The organism is Pararoseomonas sp. SCSIO 73927, assembly GCF_037040815.1.
Lineage (GTDB): Bacteria > Pseudomonadota > Alphaproteobacteria > Acetobacterales > Acetobacteraceae > Roseomonas.
The window spans coordinates 3,849,022-3,868,814 of record NZ_CP146232.1 but is presented as its reverse complement, the minus strand read 5'-3'; the positions used below and the strand labels follow the sequence as shown (position 1 = coordinate 3,868,814).

Sequence of the window (19,793 nt, the reverse complement as noted above, 5' to 3'; positions counted from 1 at the left end):
GGCTCGGCGCCTCCTCCGGAGCTCGGCTTAACACCTGACAGCCCGGCGGCACTCCCGGGCGCAACGCCGGCGGGGCTGACGGGTTGAGGGGGGGCGTGGTCCCGCCGCGCGAGACACCTCAGCCGGACCCGACGCGCCGCATGGCCCCTACCGAGAGACGCCTCCCCCCCGCCGCCGCGCCGGGCAACCCCGTGGCGGGCGCGGCGATGCTCGTCTCCGCCGCCGTCGTGGTGGCGGCGCTGTATTTCGGGCGGGACGTGCTGGTGCCCCTGGTGCTGGCGGTGCTGCTGGCCTTCGTGCTGGCGCCCATCGCCCGGGTGCTGCAACGCCTGGGGCTGCCCAAGGGCGTCGCCGTGCTGGCGGCCGTGCTGGCCGCCTTCGTCCTGATCGGGGCCATCATGGGCGCCATCGGCGCGCAGGGCGCGGACCTCGTGGCGGAGATCCCCCGTTACGCCGCCACGCTGCGGGACAAGCTCGGCGCCCTGCAGGGGCTGGGCGACCTGCTCCGCCGGGCGGAAGGGCTGCTGGGCAGCCTCGGCATCGGCGGGCCGCTGGAGCCCCCGGCCAACCCGCCCGGCACGGTGGTGGTGGCGCAGGCCCCGCGATCCGAGGCCGCGCTGCTGAACGTGGTGGGGGCGGTGCTCGGCCCGATCCTGCACCCGCTCGCCACGGCGGGGCTGGTCATCCTCTTCAGCATCCTCGTCCTCCTCTACCGGGAGGACCTGCGGGACCGCGCCATCCGCCTCGCCGGCGCGCGGGACCTGCACCGGACGATGACGGCGATGAACGACGCCGCCGCCCGCCTCTCCCGCCTTTTCCTCGCGCAGGTGGCGCTGAACGCGGCCTATGCCGTCATCGTCTCCGCCCTCCTCTGGGCCATCGGCCTGCCCAGCCCGCTGCTCTGGGGCATCCTCGCCGGGCTGATGCGCTTCGTGCCCTTCATCGGCACCCCTATCGCCGTTGCGCCGCCCCTGATCCTCGCCTTGGCGGTGGATTCCGGCTGGTCCATGGCGGCCCTGGTGCTGGGCATGTTCATCCTCGGCGGCGCGGTGATGGGGCAGGTGCTGGAACCCCTGCTCTTCGGCCGCCGCACCGGCCTCTCCCCCCTTTCCGTCGTGCTCTCGGCCAGCTTCTGGGCGTTCCTCTGGGGCCCGATCGGCCTGCTGATCGCAACGCCGCTCACGGTCGGGCTGGTAGTGCTCGGCCGCCATGTCCCGCGCTTCGAGTTTTTTGACGTGCTGCTGGGCGACCGCCCGCCCCTGCAGCCGGAGGAGAGCTTCTACCAGCGCGCGCTGGACGGCGATGCGGACGGGCTGGTGGACCAGGCGCGGGAGGCGCTGAACGAGCCCGGCGCGACGCTGGCCGCCTACGGCGACGGGATCGCGCTGCGGGGCCTGGTCCTGGCCCAGACCGACTGGTCGCGCGAGGCGCTGGAGCCGGAACGGCTGGACGTGATCCGCGCCCAGGTCGGCACCTTGCTGGACGACCTCTCCGACTACGGCCTGGCAGCCGATTCCCCCCTGCCCGCCACGTGGCGGGCGGAGGGCGCGGTGGTCTGCATCGCCGGGCGTGGTCCGCTGGACGAGACCACGGCGCGGCTGGCCGGGCTGGTCCTGCACCGCACCGGGCTCGGCGCACGGGCAGAGCCGAGCGCCGTGCTGGAAACGGCGAACCTGAACCGGCTCGACCCGGCGCTCGTCCGCCTGGTGCTCCTCTCCGTGCTGGAGGAGGGGAACAGCGTCGCTGGCATCCGCTTCTTCCTGCGCCGCATCGCGCGCCAGCTGCCGGAGGCGAAGGTGATCGTCGGCCTGTGGAACGCCGCCCCGGACAGCCCCATGCTCGCCGCCCTGCGCGAGGAGGGATCGGCGGAGGTCATCGTCACTTCCCTCGGCGAGGCGGCGGCGCTGGGGGAGGCGCTCGCCCAAAGGGGTTGACGCTTCGGGGTATCCCCGGCCCGCGCGCCTCGTCTAGCCTCGCATCCGCAGCAGGGCGAAGGGCGCGGATCATGGCCGGTGGCATCTCCATCTCGCGGCGGCTGGTCCTCGCGGGACTGCCCGTCGCGCTCACGGCCCAGGCACCCGCCCCCACCGCAAGCGGGTCGCTGACCATCGGCGTCGGCACGCCGGCCACCTCGGTGGACCCGCACTTCCACAACAACGGCCCGAACAACTCGCTCACCATGCACATCTTCGACCGGTTGGTGGACCGGGACGCACGGGCCCGGCCGGTGCCGGGCCTTGCCGAGAGCTGGCGCGTGGTCTCCGACACGGAGTGGGAGTTCCGGCTGCGCCAGGGGGTGAAGTGGCATGACGGCCGCGACTTCACGGCCGACGACGTGGTCTTCACCTTCGCCCGGGTGCCGGAGGTGGCGAACAGCCCCGGCGGCTTCGGCGGCTTCCTGCGGCAGGTGGCGCGGGTGGAGGTGGCGGACCCGCGCACCTTGCGGATCCACACGAAGCAGCCGCACCCCCTGCTGCCGACCGACCTGACGCAGATCAGCATCATCGCCCGCCACGTGAACGGCACCGCGACGGAGGACTACAACAGCGGGAAGGCGGCCATCGGCACCGGCCCCTACCGCCTCGTCTCCTACGCCTCCGGCGACCGCGCCGTTCTGGCACGCAACGACGGGTGGTGGGGCGGCGCGCAGCCCTGGGCGGGGGTGAACTACCGCTTCCTGGCGAACGACGCTTCCCGCACCGCCGCCCTTCTCTCCGGCGACGTGGATCTGATCGACCAGATCCCGACGAGCGACCTGGCGAAGCTGAGGCGCGACCCGCGCGTCGTCATCTCGGAGATCGCGAGCCTGCGGACAATGTTCATGGCGCCCGTTCACTCGCCGGAGGGCGGCAGCGCGCAGGTGATGGACAACAGCGGCGCCCCGCTTCAGCGCAACCCCTTCCTCGACCTCCGCGTGCGCCGCGCCCTGTCGCTCGCGATCAACCGCGAGGCGCTGGTGGAGCGGGTGATGGAGGGCGCGGCCGAGCCGACCGGCCAGTGGCTGCCGCGCGGCGCCTTCGGCTTCAACCCGGAGGTCAGGCCGGAGGGCTTCGACCCGGATGCGGCGAAGCGTCTGCTGGCGGAGGCGGGCTTCCCGCAGGGCTTCCGGCTGGTGATCGCCACGCCGAACGACCGCTGGCCGAACGACTCACGGCTGGCCCAGGCCGTGGCGCAGATGTGGACCCGCGTGGGCGTGCGAACCACGGTGGACTCCATGCCCTACGCCGCCTTCGTGCCGCGCCGCACGCGCCACGAGTTCCCGATGCAGATGGCGGCCTGGGGCAGTTCGACCGGCGAGGCGACGAACTACCTCGTCAACATCACCGGCACGCCGAACCGGCAGAGGCTGACCGGCTCGAACAACATGTGGCGATACTCGGACACGGCACTGGACGAGATGGTGGCCCGCGCCTCCGCCACCATGGACGACGCCGGGCGCGAGGCGCTGCTGCGGGAGGCGGTGGCCCGCTACGCGGAAACCGTGCCCTACATCCAGCTCCTGCAGCTCACCAACACCTGGGCCTTCCGGCGCGGCCTGCGCCACGACCCGCGCATGGACGAGCGGACGATCGCCATGGGGGTGCGGGCGGAGGCTTGAGCCGCGGTCACACCACCACGGGCTTCACCTTCTCCAACATCCAGCGCGCAAAGCCGGTCACGCGGGCATCCATGTGCGGGTGGCCGATGACCTGCACGCCCATGGGCAGGCCGCGCACCGCCGTCATCGGCACCGTCACGCAGGGCACGCCGAGCGCCGAGGTCGCGGCGTTGTAGACGATGTCACCCGTCGGCCGCGGCGCCAGCGGCTGGCCGGGCTTGTCGCCCTCCCAGACCGGCGCGGGGCCGGGCGAGGCGGGAGCGATCAGGGCGTCACCCAGGGGGAGCAGGTCGGCCAGGGCGCGCCGCATGGCCTCCCGCTGGAGGAGGCGGGCGCGGTAGTCGTCCAGCGTCATCGCCATCGCCCGCGCGTGGCGCTCCTGGAAGCGCTGGCTCACGCCGTCCGGGTTGGACTCGATGAGGTTCTGCTGGCTCCAGCGCGTCTCGAACCCGCAGAGGTCGTTCGTCATCGCCTTGGCGTCGGAGATGGCGCGCTCGAAAGCCTCGATGGCCGGCGCGTCGGCGCGGGTCAGGATCTCGACCTCCGCGGAGCGGAGGCCTTCCAGCACCCCCTGGAAGGCCTGGCGGGATTCCTCATCGAGGACGGCCCAGCCCTCGGCCTCCATCACGATCAGCCGGGTGGGCTTGCTCGCCACGGGCGGCGTGTTCGGCCCGAAGAGGGAGGGTGAGCCGGGATCGCCGCCGGCCCGCGTCGTGATGGCCTTCGCGACCAGCCACATGTCCTGGATGGAGCCGGCATGGACCCCCGCCGTGCTCTGGGAAAGCCCCTGGCGCTCTCCGCGGTTGATGGCGCCCTGGGTCGGCTTCAGGGCCACGTTCCCGCAGTAGGAGGCCGGGCGGATGATGGAGCCGCCGACCTGCGTGCCAATGGCCGCCGGCACCATCCGCGCCCCCACGGCGGCGGCGGAACCGGAGGAGGAGCCGCCGGGCGTGTGTCGGGCATCGAAGGGGTTGGTCGTCGGGCCGGGATGCCCCTGCCCCATCTCCGTCGTGACGGTCTTGCCGAGGATCACCGCGCCGGCGTCGCGAAGCGCGCGGATCATGGCGCTGTCGCGCTTCGGGAAGCTTCCCCGATAGGCGTCGCAGCCCATCTGGGTCGGCATGTCCCGGGTCTCGATCAGGTCCTTGATGCCGATCGGCATGCCGTCGATGGGGGAGAGCGGCGTGCCGGCCTTCCACCGGGCCTCGCTGGCATCCGCTGCCTCGCGCGCACCGGCCTCATTCACCACAACAAAGGCCTTCACCGCGGGGTCGCGCTCCGCGATCACCTCCAGGCAGCGCTCCAGATAGGCGCGCGGCGTGTCCCTGCCCTTGGCGAAGGCCACGGCGGCATCGTGGAAGGTGAGCTGCCGATGCGAGTCGGGCCGATAGCCGGCCCCGGTCATGCCGTCCACGCGCTGTCTCCTCAAGCGGAGCAGCATCTGGAACCCTCGGCGCGTTCCTGTCCAGCAGGCAGGCGCCGCCCCCGGAACGGTCCGGGGGCGGCGCCGGGTCGCGTGATTCAGCCTTTCAGGCTGTCCGGCACCTTGCCGCCGTTCTCCGCCAGCTTCTGCATGACCTGCTTGTGCAGCCAGATGTTCATGCTGGCGGAATCATCGGTGCTGCCGGAATAGCCCAGGTCCCGCGCCAGCTCCTTGCGGCTCTCCAGGCCGCTGTCGAGGCCCAGCAGCTTCATCAGGTCGACGATGGAGGTCTGCCAGTTCAGCTTCTGCGAGTTCTTGGACGCCATGTCCGTCAGCACGGCCTCGACGTCCACCGACTGGGCAGGCGCGGTGCCGGAGGGGGCGGCAGAGGAGGTGGCCGGGGCCGCGCCGGGCATCGGCGCCCCCATGCTGCCCGGGGCGGGGCCGCCGGGCGCCGCGCCGGTCGGGTCTGAGGCGCTGGCGCCCGGCAGGGTGCCGATGCCGCCCGGGGCCCCCTGGGCCGCGGCAGGGTGGCCGAAGATCTTGCCCATGATGTCGCGGAACATGCTCATGCGGGAGCTCCTATGGCGGTGTGAACGCCCGCACAACGGCCCGGAAGGGCCGGGGTTGTCCCCTCACCCCTCGCCGGAGCCCTCCATGTCCCGCCCGGCCCGGTCCCGGAAGTTGGCGCGGTGCAGCGGATAGGCGGTGGTGTACTTCAGCTGCTCCATCGCGAAGCGGGAGGTGACGTTGCGCATCGGCACGGCCTCGATCAGCCTTTTGTAGAGGGCGTCGAACTCCGCCATGCCCGTCACGGCCACGCGGAGCATGTAGTCCACCTCCCCCGCCATGCGGTGGGCCTCCATCACCTCCGGCATGGCGGCGATGGTGCGGGTGAAGCTCTCCAGCCAGCCCGGCGTGTGATCCCCCGCCTCGATGGCGACGTAGACGATCAGCCCGACGCCGATCTTCTCGGGGTCCACCAGCGCCACGCGCCGGGTGATGACGCCGTTCCCCTCCAGCTTCTGGACGCGCTTCCAGCAGGGGGTGGGCGAGAGGCCGACCTTGTCGGCGAGCTGGGCCACGGAGAGCGTCGCGTCGCCCTGCAACAGGGCGACGATCTTGCGGTCGATCTCGTCCATCATCGCGCGCGCCGGGCGGGGCTCCCGCCCCGCCCGCCCGGATCAGACAGGCTTCTTGCCCGGCATCGCGGCCGAGCTGACGTTCACCCATTCCGGCGTCTCGACGGCGTCCATCTCCGGCAGGTTGACCACCACCTCCTCGACGCCGCTGCGGACGAGCGCGCAGTGCAGCACCTCGGTCGAGGAGGCGTTGATCTCCTGGTGGGGCACGTAGGGCGGCACCTGGAAGAAGTCGCCCGCCTTCGCCTCCGTGATGAACTCCAGCCGGTCGCCCCAGCGCATGTGGGCGGTGCCGGAGATGATGTAGATGATGCTCTCGAGGGGGCCGTGGTGGTGCGGGCCGGTCTGGGAGTTCGGCTCGATCCGGTTCGTGCCGGCCCAGAGATGGGTGGAGCCGGTGCGGCTGCCGGAGATGGCGACCTCACGGTTCATCCCCAGCGTCTCCGGCGTGTCGCAGCTGCGATCCGCGGCGGAGACGTGGCGGATGCCCTTGTTGCGCCAGTCATAGCCGGCAGGAGGCTGCTTGGTAATGCTACCATCGGGCATGTTGATGCTCCTTACTCACTCAGGCCGCGAAGATGGCCGCATTGAAGCCCGGATCAAAGGCCGGCGCCACACGGTGCGCGCGGGGGATCACCTTCACATTGGCGAAGAAGTCGCTGACCCGCTGCTGCGCCGCAACAACGCCGTCGTCGATCGGCACGGTCCGGGTGGAGGCGACCGTGACGACCTCGCGGCCCACCGGAAGCGGGAAGCCCGTGGCGGCGCTCCAGACCTCCGCCTGCTTCTCTGGGTTTGCCAGTCCCCATTCCCGGGCGCGGTGCAGGCGGCGGAGGAAGTCCGCCAGGACCTCACGCTTGCCCCGGATCGCCGCGTCGGAGGCCATCTGGTAGCTCTGCCCGCTCATCAGCCCGCTGCCGCCGTTCACGATCTCCCGCGCCCCATCCTGGACCTTGGCGAGGGCGATGTAGGGGCCCCAGGTCGCCCACCCCTCCACCGATCCGTTCGCCATGGCCGCCTTGGCCGCGTCCGGCGCGATGAAGGCGAAGCGCACGGAATCCAGCGGCAGCTTCTCCCGCTCCAACGCGGCGAGGGTCAGAAAATGGCCGGTCTGCCCGCGCAGGGTCGCGATGGTCCGGCCGCGCAGGTCCGCCACGCTGCGGATGGCCGAATTGCCGGGCACGACGAGAGCCGTGACCTCCCCGCCGGAGCGGACGGCGGAAACGGCCTTGCCCTCGATCCCCGCCGCGACGGCGGAGGTGAAGGGCGCGTCGCCGATGCCGCCCGTGTCGATGGCCCCGGCGTTCAGCGCCTCCAGCAGCATCGGGGCGCCGGCGAACTGGGACCATTCCACGCGGTAGGGCGTGCCGTTGAGGACGCCGGCAGCCTCCATCAGCGGCTGGATGCCGCCGCGCTGGTCGCCGACGCGCAGGGTCGCGGCCTGGGCGCCGGCGGGGCCGATGATCGCGGGCGCCGCGAGGAGCCCGCCGAGAAGGACGCGTCGCTGCATCGGCCTAATCCAGCAGATCGGGTTCGAGGGCGGTGATGGAGGCGTAGAGCGGCTGGAAGGAGAGCAGCCCGCCCTTCTGCGATCCCACCTGCGAGTGGGTGAGCTTCGCCACCTCGTGCGGGATGACCCGCGGCTTGCCGGCCGCCTCCGCCAGGAGCTGCGCGTGGGCGGCGTTGTCCATCGACAGGTAGTACCAGGCGGTGGACTCCACCGAGTGGCCGACGGTGAGGATCCCGTGGTTCAGCAGGAACACCGCCTTCCCCTCCCCGAGCGCCGCGCCGATCCGCTCGCCCTCCGAGGTGTCCAGCACCACGCCCGTGAAGTCGTCGAACAGGGCGTGGTCCTCGTAGAAGGCGCAGCTGTCCTGGCTGATCGGGTCCAGCAGCCGGTTCAGCGAGGCCCAGGCCTTGCCGTAGGTGGAGTGGGTGTGCGCCGCCGCCACCACGTCCGGCCGCGCCCTGTGCAGGGCGGCGTGGATCGCGAAGGCCGCGCGGTTCACCGGCTGGCTGCCATGCACCACCTCACCCTCGTGGTTCACGCGGATCAGGTCGGAGACACGGATCTGCGAAAAGTGCCGGCCGAGCGGGTTCACCCAGAACTCGTCCGGGAACTCCGGGTCTCGCGCGGTGACGTGGCCCGCCAGCCCCTGGTCGAAACCCGCGCGGGCGAAAAGCCGGAAGGTGGCGGCCAGCCGCTGCTTGCGGTGCAGCCGCTCCTCCTCGACCGTCCGCGCCGGCTCGCCGTTGCGGAGGAGGTCGCCGAAGTCCTGGATGTTGGCGTCCGTACCGGACGCGATCCGGGTGATCTCGTTCATGCGCGGCGGGCTCCGGCCTGAATGGCCGTGTTGAAGGAGGGGTCGAGCAGGTCCTTCGCCTCGATCCGGCGCCGAACGAGACCGGCACGGGCGTAAAGGTCGATGTTCTTCTGCTCGTCGGTGACGACGCTGTCGTCGATGGGAACGACGCGGGTTGCGGCGCGCCTGAACCAGTGCTCCGCCACCGGGGCCGGCACGTTCATCAGCTCCGACCAGGTCTTCGCATAGCCCGAGACGTTGGCGTTCGCCCATTCCCGCGCGGCGGCGAGGCGCCGGACGAACTCGGCCAGATCATCGCGCCGGGACGCGATGGCGTCCGTGCGCGCGGCCTGGAAGCCTAGGCCGGGGGTGATGCCCTGCCCGTGCGCGACGCGGCGGGCGCCGTTCAGCACCTCCTCCTGGCTCACATAGGGCTCCCAGGTGGACCAGGCCTCGACGGAGCCGCGGCTCCACGCCGCCTTGGCATCCGCCGGCAGCAGGAAGACGAGTTGCACCGCGTCCAGCGGCAGACCGGCGTTCTCGAGCGCCGCCAGCACGATCTGGTGGCCGATGGAGCCGCGGCCCGTGGCGATGCGCTTGCCCTTCAGGTCCTGGATGGACTGGAACGGACTGTCCTTCGCCACGAGGATGGCGAGGCCCTCGCGGTTCTCCCGCGTGGCCGCGATCGCCTTGATCGGCGCGCCGGCCGCCGCGCCGAAGGTGAACGGCGCGTCGCCCACCAGCCCCGTGTCGATCGCGCCGGCATTCAGCGCCTCCACCAGCGGTGCGGCGGCCGGGAATTCGCTCCAGGCAAGCTTGTCGCCGAAGCCCTGGAGCCCGCCGGAAGCTTCCATCACGGCGCGCGCATTGCCGCGCTGGTCGCCCACGCGCAGCGGCGCCTGGGCACGGAGAATGCGGGGGGCGGCCAGCACGGCCGCCGCCCCGAGAAGGAGACGGCGGGCGATCATTCTGCGGCGACCTTGTGGGAGAGGCGCCGGGCGATCAGCCGCTTCGTGGCGGGCAGCAGGGAGCGCCCGTACTCCACCGCATCCTCCAGCGGGTCGAAGCCGCGGATGAGGAAGGTGGTCACGCCGAGGTCGTAGTACTCCAGGAAGGCCTCCGCCACCTGCTCCGGCGTCCCCACCAGCGCGGTTGTGTTGCCGCGCGCCCCCGTCTCCCGCGCGATGGCGGTGTAGAGGCGCCCCTCCGGCCGGTCGCCCAGGGCGGCAGCGGCGAGCAGGCGCTGCGATCCGGCATTGGCCGGCGCCCCGTTGGCCGGCCCCAAGGCAGCCTTGCCGCGCACCTCGCGGATGCGCTCCAGGATCTCTTCCGCCTTCTTCCACGCCGCCTCCTCCGTCCCGGCCAGGATGGGGCGGAACGAGAGGGAGAAGCGCACCCCATCGGCGCGCCCGTGCTTCGCGGCTTCGGCGCGCACCCGGGCGATGATCTCGCGCACCTGGGCGTGGGTCTCCCCCCACAAGGCGTAGACATCGGCGTGCTTGCCGGCCACGCGCAGCGCCGCCTCGGACGCACCGCCGAAGTAGAGGGGGATGCGCGGCTGCTGCACGCTCCGCACCTCCGGCGAGGCGCCCTTGATGCGGTAGTAGGTGCCCTCGTGGTCCACGGGCGCCTTCGCGCCCCAGATGGACTTCAGGATCGTCAGATACTCGTCCGTCCGGTCGTAACGCTCGTCCTTGCCCAGCCAGTCGCCGTCGCGCGCCTGGTCCACGTCGTCGCCGCCGGAGATGGTGTGCAGCGCGGCGCGCCCGCCGGAGAGCTGGTCCAGCGTGTTGAAGGCGCGCGCGGCCGTGGAAGGGTTCTGGAACCCCGGACGGTGGGCGACGAGGAAGCCGACCTTCCTAGTATGCGCCGCGGCGTGGGCCGCGATCTGCAGCCCGTCCGCCCCGTTGGAGTACCAGCCGATCAGGATGCGGTCGAAGCCGCCCTCGTCATGCGCCTGGGCCGAGGCGACATGGTAGTCCACGTCGATCGAGGGCCCGCTCGGCGGATGGATCTCCGACTGCTGGCGGGGCTGCACCATGCCGATGAACTCGACGCCATCAGCGGGAAGGGTGTTGAGGGTCATGGCGTTCCCTTTCGTTCAGATCGGAAGCAGCGCGGCGCGGCCGGCCGCGACCAGGGCGACATCGGGCTGGGGCGTGTGGATGCGGGCGCAGAGCACGTCGCGCAGGTGCCGCTCCAGCGGGTTGCTGCGGGCCAGGGCATGGTTGCCGCAGAGGGCGACCGCCTCCTGCACCGCGGCGATGGCGTTGTCGGCGGCGACCGTCTTAAGCAGGCCCAGCTCGGCGGCGGTCGTCTCCTCCCGCGTCGCGCCGGAGACCAGGCGCTCGCCCGTCAGGATCAGCGCCTCGATTCGCCCCACCGCCTCTTGCACGCGCGGCAGGGTGGCGAGCGGCTGGCCGAGGTTGGCGGGCACCCGGTTGCGCAGGAAGCCGACCAGCCAGTCCCGCGCGGCGCGCGCCACGCCCGTGTAGAGGGCGGCGATGAGCAGCGTGTTCCAGGCGGCGGCGTCCGCGTCGCGCTCGTTCCATCCGGCGGGCGCGCGCAGGTCCAGCGCGTGGTCCTCCGGGATCGCCACCTCGTTCATCAGCACGTCGTGGCTGCCGGAGGCGCGCAGCCCCGCCTGGTCCCAGGTCTCCACGATCCGCACGCCCGGCGCCTTCATCGGCAGGAGAAAGAGGCCGGTGCGCGGCGCCTCCTCGTCCGTGCGGGCGAAGACGAGGCCCCAGTCCAGCGCCGGGCTGCCGGTAGAGTAGATCTTGCGGCCGCTGAGCGACCACCCCGCCGCCGTCCGGCGCGCCACCGTGGCGGGCAGCCCGCCGCGGGCGGGGGTGCCCAGCTCCGGCTCCACGCGCAGCGCGTTCATCAGCTCGCCGCGCTTCACAGCCCCCTCCGCCAGCCGCAGGCGCACGGCGCGGGGGATGGCGGCGTTGCGGGCCACGCCGCGCTGCTGGATGAACTGCATGGCCAGCACCAGCGCCGTGGCCGGGCAGCCCTCCGCGATGCCGCCGACGATGCGGCAGGCCTCCGCGAGGTCGATCCCGAAGCCGCCCAGCTCCGCCGGGATGGTGAGGCCGAGCAGATCGGCCCCGCGCAGCGCCGCGATGTTCTCGTGCGGGAAGCTGCCCTCGCGGTCGTGCCCCGCGGCCGTGGCGGCGAAGCGGCGGGCGAGGTCGCGCACCGGGTCCGGGCGCGTGGAGAGGATGGCGCCGTCCATCACGCCGCGCGCCCCGGCCGCCAGAAGCCACGGTCCCAGATCGGCGCCACATCCACCTTGCGGGGGATCACCCCGATACGCGCGAACTCGTCCGCGACCGCCTGCTGGGAAGCGATGGCGGCGTCATCCACCGGCGCGAGGCTGCGCGGCTGAGACACGTTGTCCAGCAGCGCGCGGATGGTCGCCTCCGGCACGTTCAGCGCGGCGGCCTGCGCGGCGGCGTACTCCGCCGGGTGCTCCTGGATATAGGGCAGCGCGCGGCTGATGCGGTCCAGCAGGTCGCGCACCGCCTCCGCCCGCGCCGGCTCGTCGCCGATGTTCGCGCGGGTGAAGTAGGGATAGTTGCCGGAGAGGATTCCCTGCGCCGTCCGCAGCACCCGCGCGCCGGACTGCCGCGCGATCGGCACGGAGTAGCCGTAGATCGCCCAGGCATCGAGCGAGCCGTTGCGGAAGGCGGCCGCACCGTCGGCAGGCGTCAGATTCACCAACTGCACGTCGGCCAGCGACATCCCGACCTCGTTCAGCATCCGGGACAGGTAGTAGTGCGTGGTTGTCGCGCGGACAAAGCCGACGCGCTTGCCCTTCAGGTCGCGGATGGACTGCACTGGGCTGTCCCTCGGCACCAGCACCGTCTGCTCGTTCACGTCACCGCGGATCACCGCGACGAGCTTCACCCGCGCGCCGGAGACGACGCCGAAGGTGGGCGGGATCTCGCTGCCATAGGCCAGGTCCAGCGCCCCGGCATTGGCGGCCTCCAGCATGAGGTTGCCGGAACCGAACTCCGACCATTCCACCCGGTAGGGCGTGTCGGCCAGGCCGGCGAGGCGGAGCAGCAGCCCGTCCCCTGCCTTGTACTGCGCGGCCCGCACGACCACGGGGGACTGCGCCCGCGCGATGGCGGGCGCCGCCAGCGCGGCGAGGAGCGCGGTGCGCCGCGAGAGCATCACGCCGCCTCCCGGATCACCTCGGCCTCCACGCCGAGCTCGGAGAGCAGACGGCGGCGCAGCGCGACGAAGCGCGCATCGCCGTGGCTGCGCGGTCGCGGCATCTCCACCGCGATGTCGGCGGCGATGCGCCCGGCATCCAGCACCAGCACCCGGTCCGCCAGCAGCACCGCCTCGTCCACGTCGTGCGTGACGATCAGCGTCGTTGGCGTGTGCACCCGCCAGAGGTCCAGCACCAGCGCGTGCATGCGGATACGCGTCAGCGCGTCCAGCGCCGCGAAGGGCTCGTCCAGCAGCAGCAGGCGCGGTTCCCGCACCAGCGCGCGCGCCAGCGCCGTGCGCTGCGCCTCGCCGCCGGAGAGTGTGGCGGGCCAGGCCTCCGCGTGCCGCGTCAGCCCCACCTCGGCCAGGGCGCGCTCGGCGCGGTCCCTGGCACCGCTGCCGGGAAGGCCGATGGTCACGTTCTGCCAGACCCGCTTCCACGGCAGCAGCCGCGGCTCCTGGAACGCGACGGCGACGGAGGCCGGCACCTTGATCTCCGCATCATCAGGCGCGGGATCCAGCCGCGCCAGGGTCCGCAGCAGCGTGGACTTGCCGGAGCCGGAGCGCCCGAGCAGCGCGGTGAAGGAACCCGGCTCCAGCTCCAGGTCCAGCGCCTTGAGGACGGTGTTGCTGCCGAAGCTGCGGGTCAGTCCGCGAACGGAGACGGCGCGGTTGTCGGTCATCGGATCAGCCCTTCACCAGGGAGGGGCGCCAGGCCAGGGCGCGGCGCTCGAAGCCGCGCACCAGGGCATCGGCGGAGAGGCCGAGCAGCGCGTAGACGAGCAGCCCGACGACGATCACGTCCGTGCGCAGGAAGTCCCGCGCGTCGTTGATGAGGAAGCCGATGCCGGCGGTCGCGTTGATCTGCTCCGCGATCACCAGCGAGAGCCAGGCGCTGCCCAAGGCGTAGCGCAGCCCGACGAGGCCGGAGGGCAGCGCCGCCGGCAGCACCACGTGGCGCACCAGCCCGCGCCGGTCCAGCCCGAAGACCCGGCCGGCCTCCATCAGCTTCGGGTCCACGCCGCGAATGCCGGCGAAGAGGGTGAGATACACCGGGAAGGCGCTGCCGAGCGCGACGAGCGCGATCTTCGGCGTCTCCCCGATGCCGAACCACAGGATGAAGAGCGGCACGAGCGCGAGGAAGGGCAGCGTCCGCAGCATCTGCATCGGCGCGTCGACCACCTCCTCGCCCAGTCGGGACAGGCCGGCGACGAGGGCTAGCGCGGCGCCCGTGGTGACGCCGATGGCAAGGCCGGAGGCGACCCGGCCGAGCGAGACGAGCAGGTGACGCGGCAGCTCGCCGGAGAGGACCAGCTCCCAGGCGCTGGCGAGGATGGTGCTGGGCGCCGCCAGGGTGCGCGGCGCGATCAGCCCGGCCATGGAGGCCGCCTGCCAGAGCAGGACGAGCACGAGCGGCGAAATGAAGCGGCGGTACTGCGAGAGGTTGAGGCGCGGCAGGCGGGCTTGGAGGGGCTCGGACGGCGCGAGGGCGCCGCGCGCGCCGAGGGCGTGCTCGGACATGCTATGGGAACTCCGGGCTTTACGGGGTGCCGCCTGGGCGCGGCGGCCGGCTCAGTTGCGGCGTTCAGCCGCGACAGAGGGCCGGGCGACAGCAGAACGGTGCAGCGTGAGGGGGCGTGTCGTTCATGCTATTAGGCTAAGAACGCGCTGCGCCGCGGCAAAGAGCGCGGATTCCCAAAGATGTCGCGCAGCGCAGAAGTCCCGTGCTGCGCGAAGCCGGGGGAAAGGGAATAGTTTTCCCCTCCCCGTTTCGTTATTCGGCGTCGGCCTGGTTCTCGGGCGCAGCGGCGGTGAAGGCGGGATGCGCGGCGCAGGCCCGAGCAGCCTCTCCGATGCGCGCCAGCGCCGAGACCTCCGCGCCGAAGCGCCTCGCATTTCCGAGCTGGGGGATGAGGCAGATATCGGCCAGCGTCGGGGTGGCGCCGAAGCAGAACGGCCCCTTCCCGCCCTGCAGCAGCGCCTCGCAGGCCTCCAGCCCCTCCTGGATCGTGTCGCGCGCCCAGCCCGTCACCACCTCCTCCGGCTGGCCCATGGCCCGCAGCCGCGCCAGCACCTTCAGGTTCTGCACGGGGTGGATGTCGCAGGCGATGGCCTGGGCGAAGGCGCGGATGCGCGCGCGGGACAGCGCATCGCCGGGCAGCAGGGGCGGCTCGGGATGCGTCTCGTCCAGCCACTCCACGATCGCCATGGACTGGGTGAGGACCACCCCGTCATCCGTCTCCAGCGAGGGCAGCAGCCCCTGCGGGTTCAGGCACAGGTAGTCGGGCGCGCGCTGCTCGCCCTTGCGGAGATGACGGAACGCGTGCTCCGCCGCCAGCCCCTTCAGGTTCAGCGCGATCCGCACCCGCCAGGCGGCGGAGGAGCGGAAGTAGCCGTGCAGTAGCAGCATCCCGCTCAGTCCAGCGTAATGCCGAGGTCGCGGATCAACGGCAGCCACACGCCGCGCTCGCGCTCCAGCAGCGCCTCGAACTCCGCGGGGCCGCCGGTCAGCGGCTCCAGCCCGATCTGCTGCATGCGGGCGCGCACGGCCCCGTCCTTCACGGAGGCGTCCAGCTCCCGCGTCAGCTGCGCCACCACCGCGTCCGGCGTCGCCTTCGGCACCACCACGCCCTGCCACGCAAAGGCCTCGAAGTTGCGAAGGTTCAGCGCGGCCTGGACGGTGGGGACGGCCGGCATGTCCTCCAGCGGCTGCGGCGAGAACACCGCCAGCGCCTTCACCCGGCCGGAGCGCAGGTACTCGGCGCCCGAGGGATAATCCAGCACCATCAGCGGCACGTTGCCGGCGATCAGGTCGTTCAGAGCCGGCGCCGCGCCACGATAGGGCACGTGGTTGAACCGCACGCCAGCTTCCCGCGCCAGCCGCTCCATCGCCAGGTGGTGCGGGGAACCGATGCCGGCCGTAGCGCAATCCACCGGCGAGGCCTTCGTCTTCTGGATCAGCTCCTGCACGTTCGCCGCAACCGGCCTCTCGCCCGTGACCAGGAAGAGCGGAAAGCGCGCCATCAGCCCCACCGGCCGGAAGTCCCGCGCGGGGTCGTAGGGCAGGCGCTTGAACAGGGCGGTGTTGAAGATCAGCGTGCCATTGTCCGCCGTCATCACCGTGTAGCCGTCGGCCGGGGCCTTGGCGGTAAACTCCGCGCCGACATTCGTGGCCCCGCCCGGGCGGTTCTCGATCACCACGGGCTGGCCAAGGCGCTGCGAGAGGGTGGCGCCGACGAGGCGGGCCAGCACGTCGGTGCCGCCGCCCGCCGCATAGGCCACCACCCAGCGCAGCGGGCGCTCCGGATAGGCGGCCAGGGCCGGCAGGGGCAGCGTCGCGGCAAGGCCGGCGCCCATCAGGGCGCGGCGGCCGAGCATCATGTCCTTCATGGTTTTCCTTCCCCGGGGCCGGGCTTTCCGCCCGGCCCATCCCGTTTCGATCAGTTGGCCGGCAGAACAGAGGCGCGGCAATCCCCAAATCCGATGGAGGCGAAGCCTTCCCGCGCGGCGCGGGCCCGCAGGATGATCTCGTCCGCATCCTCCACGAACTTCCGCGTCTCGCCGGAGGGGAGCTGCACCGGCTCCCTCCCGCCCTTCGTGGTCTCCAGAAGGCTGCCGAAGCCCTCCGCATCCGGGGCGGAAAGGGTGCCGGAGCCCAGCATGTCGCCGGGGTTCAGGTCGCACCCGTTGGAGCTGTGGTGCGCCACCATCTGCGCCACCGTCCAGTACATGTGCTTCGCGTTGGAGAGGGACAGGCGGTGCGGCGCCAGCCCCTTCTCCCGCATCGCCGGGGTGAGGATCAGCACCTCCAGCGCCAGGTCGATGGCGCCGCCCGCCTGGTCCGCTTCGTCCTGCAAGTAGGGCAGCGGGGCGGGGTCGCCCTCCGGCCGCGCGGGCTGCGCGATGCGGTACGGCTCCAGCGCCTCCGGCGTGATCACCCAGGGGGAGACGGTCGATCCGAAGTTCTTCGCCAGGAAGGGGCCGAGCGGCTGGTACTCCCAGGCCTGGATGTCGCGCGCGGACCAGTCGTTCAGCAACCCGTACCCGGCGACGTGCGACGCCGCCTTCGCCACCGGGATGGAGTCCCCGAGCGTGCTGCCCGGCCCGATCCAGACCGCCATCTCCAGCTCGTAGTCCAGCCGCTCGCAGGGGGCGAAGCGCGGCCCGTCGGCATCCGGCGCCTTGAGCTGCCCCTTCGGCCGCCGCACCGGCGTGCCGGAAACGCGCACGGAGGAGGCGCGGCCGTGATAGGCGATGGGCACGTGCTTGTAGTTCGGCAGCAAGGGATTATCCGGCCGGAACACCTTGCCAACGTTGGTTGCGTGGTGGATGCCCACGTAGAAATCGGTGTAGTCGCCGATCTTCGCCGGCAGCAGCAGCGTGCAGGCCTCCATCGGGTGCAGGTGCTGCTCCAGCGCCGCCCGGTGCTCGCTACCCTCGGCCAGGATCTCGGAGAGGCGCGCGCGCAACGCCCTGCGCGGCCCCTCCCCCAGCGCGAAGAGCGCGTTCAGCGAAGGGCTCGCCGCCGCCTCCCGCACATCCTCCGCCACCGGCGCCATGGTGAGGTCCAGCACCATGTCCCCGATCGCCACGCCCACCCGGGCGCTCCCCATGTCGAGCGGGATGAAGACGCCCAGCGGCAGGTTCTGGATCGGGAAATCCGGATGGCCGTTGGCGGTTTGCACCCAGCTCTTCAGGGCGGGGTCGTGCGTGGCGTCGGTCATTCTCTACCGCTGGTTCGGGTTGAAGTGCTTGGCGAGGGTATGGCCGTAATTCGTGTAGGCGCGCTGGAACTGCGGGGCCTCCGCCGCGAAGCGCGTCGCCTTCTGGGGCAGCCGCGTCTCGAACATGAAGGCCAGGGTGCCCTCCAGCTTGTGCGGCTTCAACTCCGCCGCGCTCGCCTTCTCGAAGGCGTCCATGTCCGGCCCGTGCGGCAGCATGCAGTTGTGCAGGCTGAATCCGCCGGGCGCGAAGCCGCCGCCGGTCTTGGCGTCGTACACGCCCTCGATCAGCCCCATGAACTCGCTCATGACGTTCATGTGGTACCAGGGCGGCCGGAAGGTGTTCTCCGCCACCAGCCAGCGGTCGGGGAAGATCACGAAGTCGATGTTCGCGGTGCCCGGCGTCTCGCTCGGCGAGGTGAGCACGGTGAAGATCGAGGGATCCGCGTGGTCGAACAGGATCGGCCCGACCGGCGAGAAGCGGCGCAGGTCGTACTTGTAGGGCGCGTAGTTGCCGTGCCACGCCACCACGTCCAGCGGCGACTGCCCGATCCTCGTGCGCCAGAGCGTGCCGCCCGACTTGACATAGAGCTGCGACGGCACCTCCCGGTCCTCATAGGCAGCGACGGGGGTGAGGAAGTCGCGCTGATTCGCCAGGCAGTTCGCGCCGATAGGCCCGCGCTCCGGCAGGGTGAAGGCGCCGCCATAGTTCTCGCACAGGTAGCCGCGCGCCGCCCCGTCCGGGACCTCCACGCGGATCTTCACGCCGCGCGGGATCACCGCGATCTCGGTCGGATGCACGTCGATCACGCCGAACTCCGTCGCGATCCGCAACCCGCCCTGCTGCGGGACGAACATCATCTCCGCGTCGGCGTTGTAGAAGTACTCGTCCCGCATGGACCGGGTGATGAGGTAGATGTGCGCGCCCATGCCGGACTGGCTGCCGGCATCGCCCGCCGTGGTGACCGTGCGGATTCCCTCCAGGAAGGAGACCTCGCCCTCCGGCAACGGCAGCGGGTCCCAGCGCATCGGCGCGAGCGGCAGTTCCACCTCCGCACAGGGCGCCGTGCGCCACAGCCCGGCATCCACCCTCTCGAAGGCGCCCCAGTGCGCCACCGTCGGCCGGATGCGGTAAAGCCAGGACCGCTCGTTCGTCGCCCGCGGCGCGGTGAAGGGCGAGCCCGAGAGCTGCTCGGCGTAGAGGCCGTAGGCGCAGCGCTGCGGCGAGTTGCGGCCGATCGGCAGGGCGCCCGGCAGGGCCTCGGTCTCAAAGCCGTTGCCGAAGCCCGGCATGTAGCCGGTCTCGTTGGTGGCGCCGGGGGCGCCCGGAGTGCCGGGCGCCAGCGGCTGCGGACGAAATGGGGCGTTCATCGGGAACTCCTCCTCTAACGATCCAGTTCGGCGGACTTCATCTCCGTGCCGTGCTCCAGCGCCTTCCACATCTCAACGTCGCGCTCGGCGGTCCATATGCGGGGATGGTCCAGGCCCTTGGCCTCGTCATAGGCGCGGGAGACGTCGAAAGGCATGCAGTGCTCGAAGATCACCCAGTGCCCGTACTTCGGCCGCATGGCCGACATCGCCTCATCGTACACCTGCTTCAGCGAGTGCCCGGCCGCCACGCCCTTCCTGGCGATGCCGAACAGGTCGGAGGTGAAGTCCGCCGTCCCCTGCAGCCCCTCTTCGATCTGATCCGGCGTGGTCAGCGAGGCCCCGCGCCCCGGGACCAGCGCCACGGGATTCAGCGCCCGGATAGCGTCCAGCGTGCCCGCCCAGTCCGCGAAATGCGCATCCCCGCAGTACGGGGTTGCCCCGTACTCCACGCAGTCGCCGGAGAAGAGCACGCGCTCCTTCGGCAGCCACACCACCGTGTCCCCGGCCGTGTGGGAACGCCCGATATGGATGATCTGCACCTCCCGCTTGCCCATCCAAAGCGTCATCTTCTTCTGGAAGGTCACGTGCGGCCAGGTCAGGCCGGGAATGCTCTCCTTGCCCCGGAACAGGCGGGGGAAGCGGCCAATCTCGCTGTCCATGTCCTGCTGCCCGCGCTCCACGATCATGTCGCGCGTGACGTCGGAGGCGATGATCTCCGCCCCCTCGTAGCCGGAGGCGCCGAGGACCCGCACGGCGTGGTAGTGCGAGAGCACCACGTGCCTCACCGGCTTGTCCGTCACCGTCCGGATGCGCGCGATCACGTCGGCCGCCATGCGCGGCGTCGCCTGCGCGTCCACCACCAGCACGCTGTCGTCGCCGATCACCACGCCGGAATTCGGGTCGCCCTCCGCGGTGTAGCCGTAGAGGCCGGGGGCGAGCTCGTCGAAGGAGATGGTCTTCTCGGCGAGGTCGTTCGTGCTGGCAAAACCGGACATGCGGATTTCCTTCTTG

General features: G+C 71.7%; 19 protein-coding genes. 2 read left to right on the top strand and 17 right to left on the bottom strand.

The genetic code is table 11. From position 1 onward, the window contains the following. The first annotated feature begins 140 nt into the window (after positions 1-140). Both VQH23_RS18235 and VQH23_RS18230 read left to right on the top strand, forming a co-directional pair. Positions 141-1,934, top strand: a complete 1,794-nt coding sequence (locus tag VQH23_RS18235) for an AI-2E family transporter (RefSeq protein ID WP_338662152.1) — start codon at positions 141-143, stop codon at positions 1,932-1,934. A gap of 71 nt (positions 1,935-2,005) precedes the next feature. Next, positions 2,006-3,598, top strand: coding sequence for an ABC transporter substrate-binding protein (locus VQH23_RS18230; protein ID WP_338662151.1), 1,593 nt, complete (start codon positions 2,006-2,008; stop codon positions 3,596-3,598). A gap of 7 nt (positions 3,599-3,605) precedes the next feature. On the opposite strand, the gene VQH23_RS18225 is transcribed toward VQH23_RS18230, so the two are convergent. The 17 genes from VQH23_RS18225 to VQH23_RS18145 form a co-directional block, all read right to left on the bottom strand. Further along, the gene (locus tag VQH23_RS18225) at positions 3,606-5,003 is read right to left on the bottom strand and encodes an amidase (RefSeq protein ID WP_338666124.1); all 1,398 of its coding nucleotides are present in this window, start codon (positions 5,001-5,003) and stop codon (positions 3,606-3,608) included. A 116-nt stretch (positions 5,004-5,119) separates the two neighbouring features. Then, positions 5,120-5,593 carry a DUF3597 domain-containing protein gene (locus VQH23_RS18220; RefSeq protein ID WP_338662150.1) on the bottom strand — a complete coding sequence of 158 codons (474 nt, stop codon included), beginning with the start codon at positions 5,591-5,593 and terminating at the stop codon, positions 5,120-5,122. Positions 5,594-5,656: 63 nt separating this feature from the next. Beyond that, entirely contained in the window at positions 5,657-6,166 is a 510-nt protein-coding gene (locus VQH23_RS18215) for an Lrp/AsnC family transcriptional regulator (protein ID WP_338662149.1), read from the bottom strand. Between the two features lie 39 nt (positions 6,167-6,205). Continuing rightward, positions 6,206-6,709, bottom strand: a complete 504-nt coding sequence (locus VQH23_RS18210; RefSeq protein ID WP_338662148.1) for a cupin domain-containing protein — start codon at positions 6,707-6,709, stop codon at positions 6,206-6,208. Positions 6,710-6,728: 19 nt separating this feature from the next. After that, the gene (locus VQH23_RS18205) at positions 6,729-7,673 is read right to left on the bottom strand and encodes an ABC transporter substrate-binding protein (RefSeq protein ID WP_338662147.1); all 945 of its coding nucleotides are present in this window, start codon (positions 7,671-7,673) and stop codon (positions 6,729-6,731) included. Between the two features lie 4 nt (positions 7,674-7,677). Next, entirely contained in the window at positions 7,678-8,487 is an 810-nt protein-coding gene (locus tag VQH23_RS18200; protein ID WP_338662146.1) for a class II aldolase/adducin family protein, read from the bottom strand. Further along, on the bottom strand, positions 8,484-9,434 hold the full coding sequence (locus VQH23_RS18195; protein ID WP_338662145.1) for an ABC transporter substrate-binding protein: 951 nt from the start codon (positions 9,432-9,434) through the stop codon (positions 8,484-8,486). Before VQH23_RS18195 ends, VQH23_RS18200 begins: the two co-directional genes overlap by 4 nt. After that, entirely contained in the window at positions 9,431-10,552 is a 1,122-nt protein-coding gene (locus VQH23_RS18190; protein ID WP_338662144.1) for an LLM class flavin-dependent oxidoreductase, read from the bottom strand. Before VQH23_RS18190 ends, VQH23_RS18195 begins: the two co-directional genes overlap by 4 nt. 15 nt (positions 10,553-10,567) lie before the next feature. After that, the gene (locus VQH23_RS18185) at positions 10,568-11,704 is read right to left on the bottom strand and encodes an acyl-CoA dehydrogenase family protein (RefSeq protein WP_338662143.1); all 1,137 of its coding nucleotides are present in this window, start codon (positions 11,702-11,704) and stop codon (positions 10,568-10,570) included. Continuing rightward, positions 11,704-12,648 carry an aliphatic sulfonate ABC transporter substrate-binding protein gene (locus tag VQH23_RS18180; RefSeq protein WP_338662142.1) on the bottom strand — a complete coding sequence of 315 codons (945 nt, stop codon included), beginning with the start codon at positions 12,646-12,648 and terminating at the stop codon, positions 11,704-11,706. Before VQH23_RS18180 ends, VQH23_RS18185 begins: the two co-directional genes overlap by 1 nt. Then, positions 12,648-13,373: an ABC transporter ATP-binding protein gene (locus VQH23_RS18175; RefSeq protein ID WP_338662141.1), complete on the bottom strand. Its 726-nt coding sequence runs from the start codon at positions 13,371-13,373 to the stop codon at positions 12,648-12,650. Before VQH23_RS18175 ends, VQH23_RS18180 begins: the two co-directional genes overlap by 1 nt. A gap of 4 nt (positions 13,374-13,377) precedes the next feature. Further along, positions 13,378-14,211 (bottom strand): ABC transporter permease subunit, encoded by an 834-nt coding sequence (locus tag VQH23_RS18170; protein ID WP_338662140.1) that lies wholly within the window; start codon positions 14,209-14,211, stop codon positions 13,378-13,380. Between the two features lie 253 nt (positions 14,212-14,464). After that, positions 14,465-15,097, bottom strand: coding sequence for a maleylacetoacetate isomerase (gene maiA, locus VQH23_RS18165; protein WP_338666123.1), 633 nt, complete (start codon positions 15,095-15,097; stop codon positions 14,465-14,467). 8 nt (positions 15,098-15,105) lie between these two features. Then, positions 15,106-16,080, bottom strand: coding sequence for a tripartite tricarboxylate transporter substrate binding protein (locus tag VQH23_RS18160; RefSeq protein ID WP_338662139.1), 975 nt, complete (start codon positions 16,078-16,080; stop codon positions 15,106-15,108). Between the two features lie 50 nt (positions 16,081-16,130). Then, positions 16,131-17,414: a fumarylacetoacetase gene (gene fahA, locus VQH23_RS18155; RefSeq protein WP_338662138.1), complete on the bottom strand. Its 1,284-nt coding sequence runs from the start codon at positions 17,412-17,414 to the stop codon at positions 16,131-16,133. 3 nt (positions 17,415-17,417) lie between these two features. Next, a complete protein-coding gene (gene hmgA, locus VQH23_RS18150) occupies positions 17,418-18,782 on the bottom strand; it encodes a homogentisate 1,2-dioxygenase (RefSeq protein WP_338662137.1) in 1,365 nt (454 codons plus the stop codon). A gap of 14 nt (positions 18,783-18,796) precedes the next feature. Continuing rightward, entirely contained in the window at positions 18,797-19,777 is a 981-nt protein-coding gene (locus VQH23_RS18145; protein WP_338662136.1) for an MBL fold metallo-hydrolase, read from the bottom strand. Positions 19,778-19,793 lie beyond the last annotated feature (16 nt).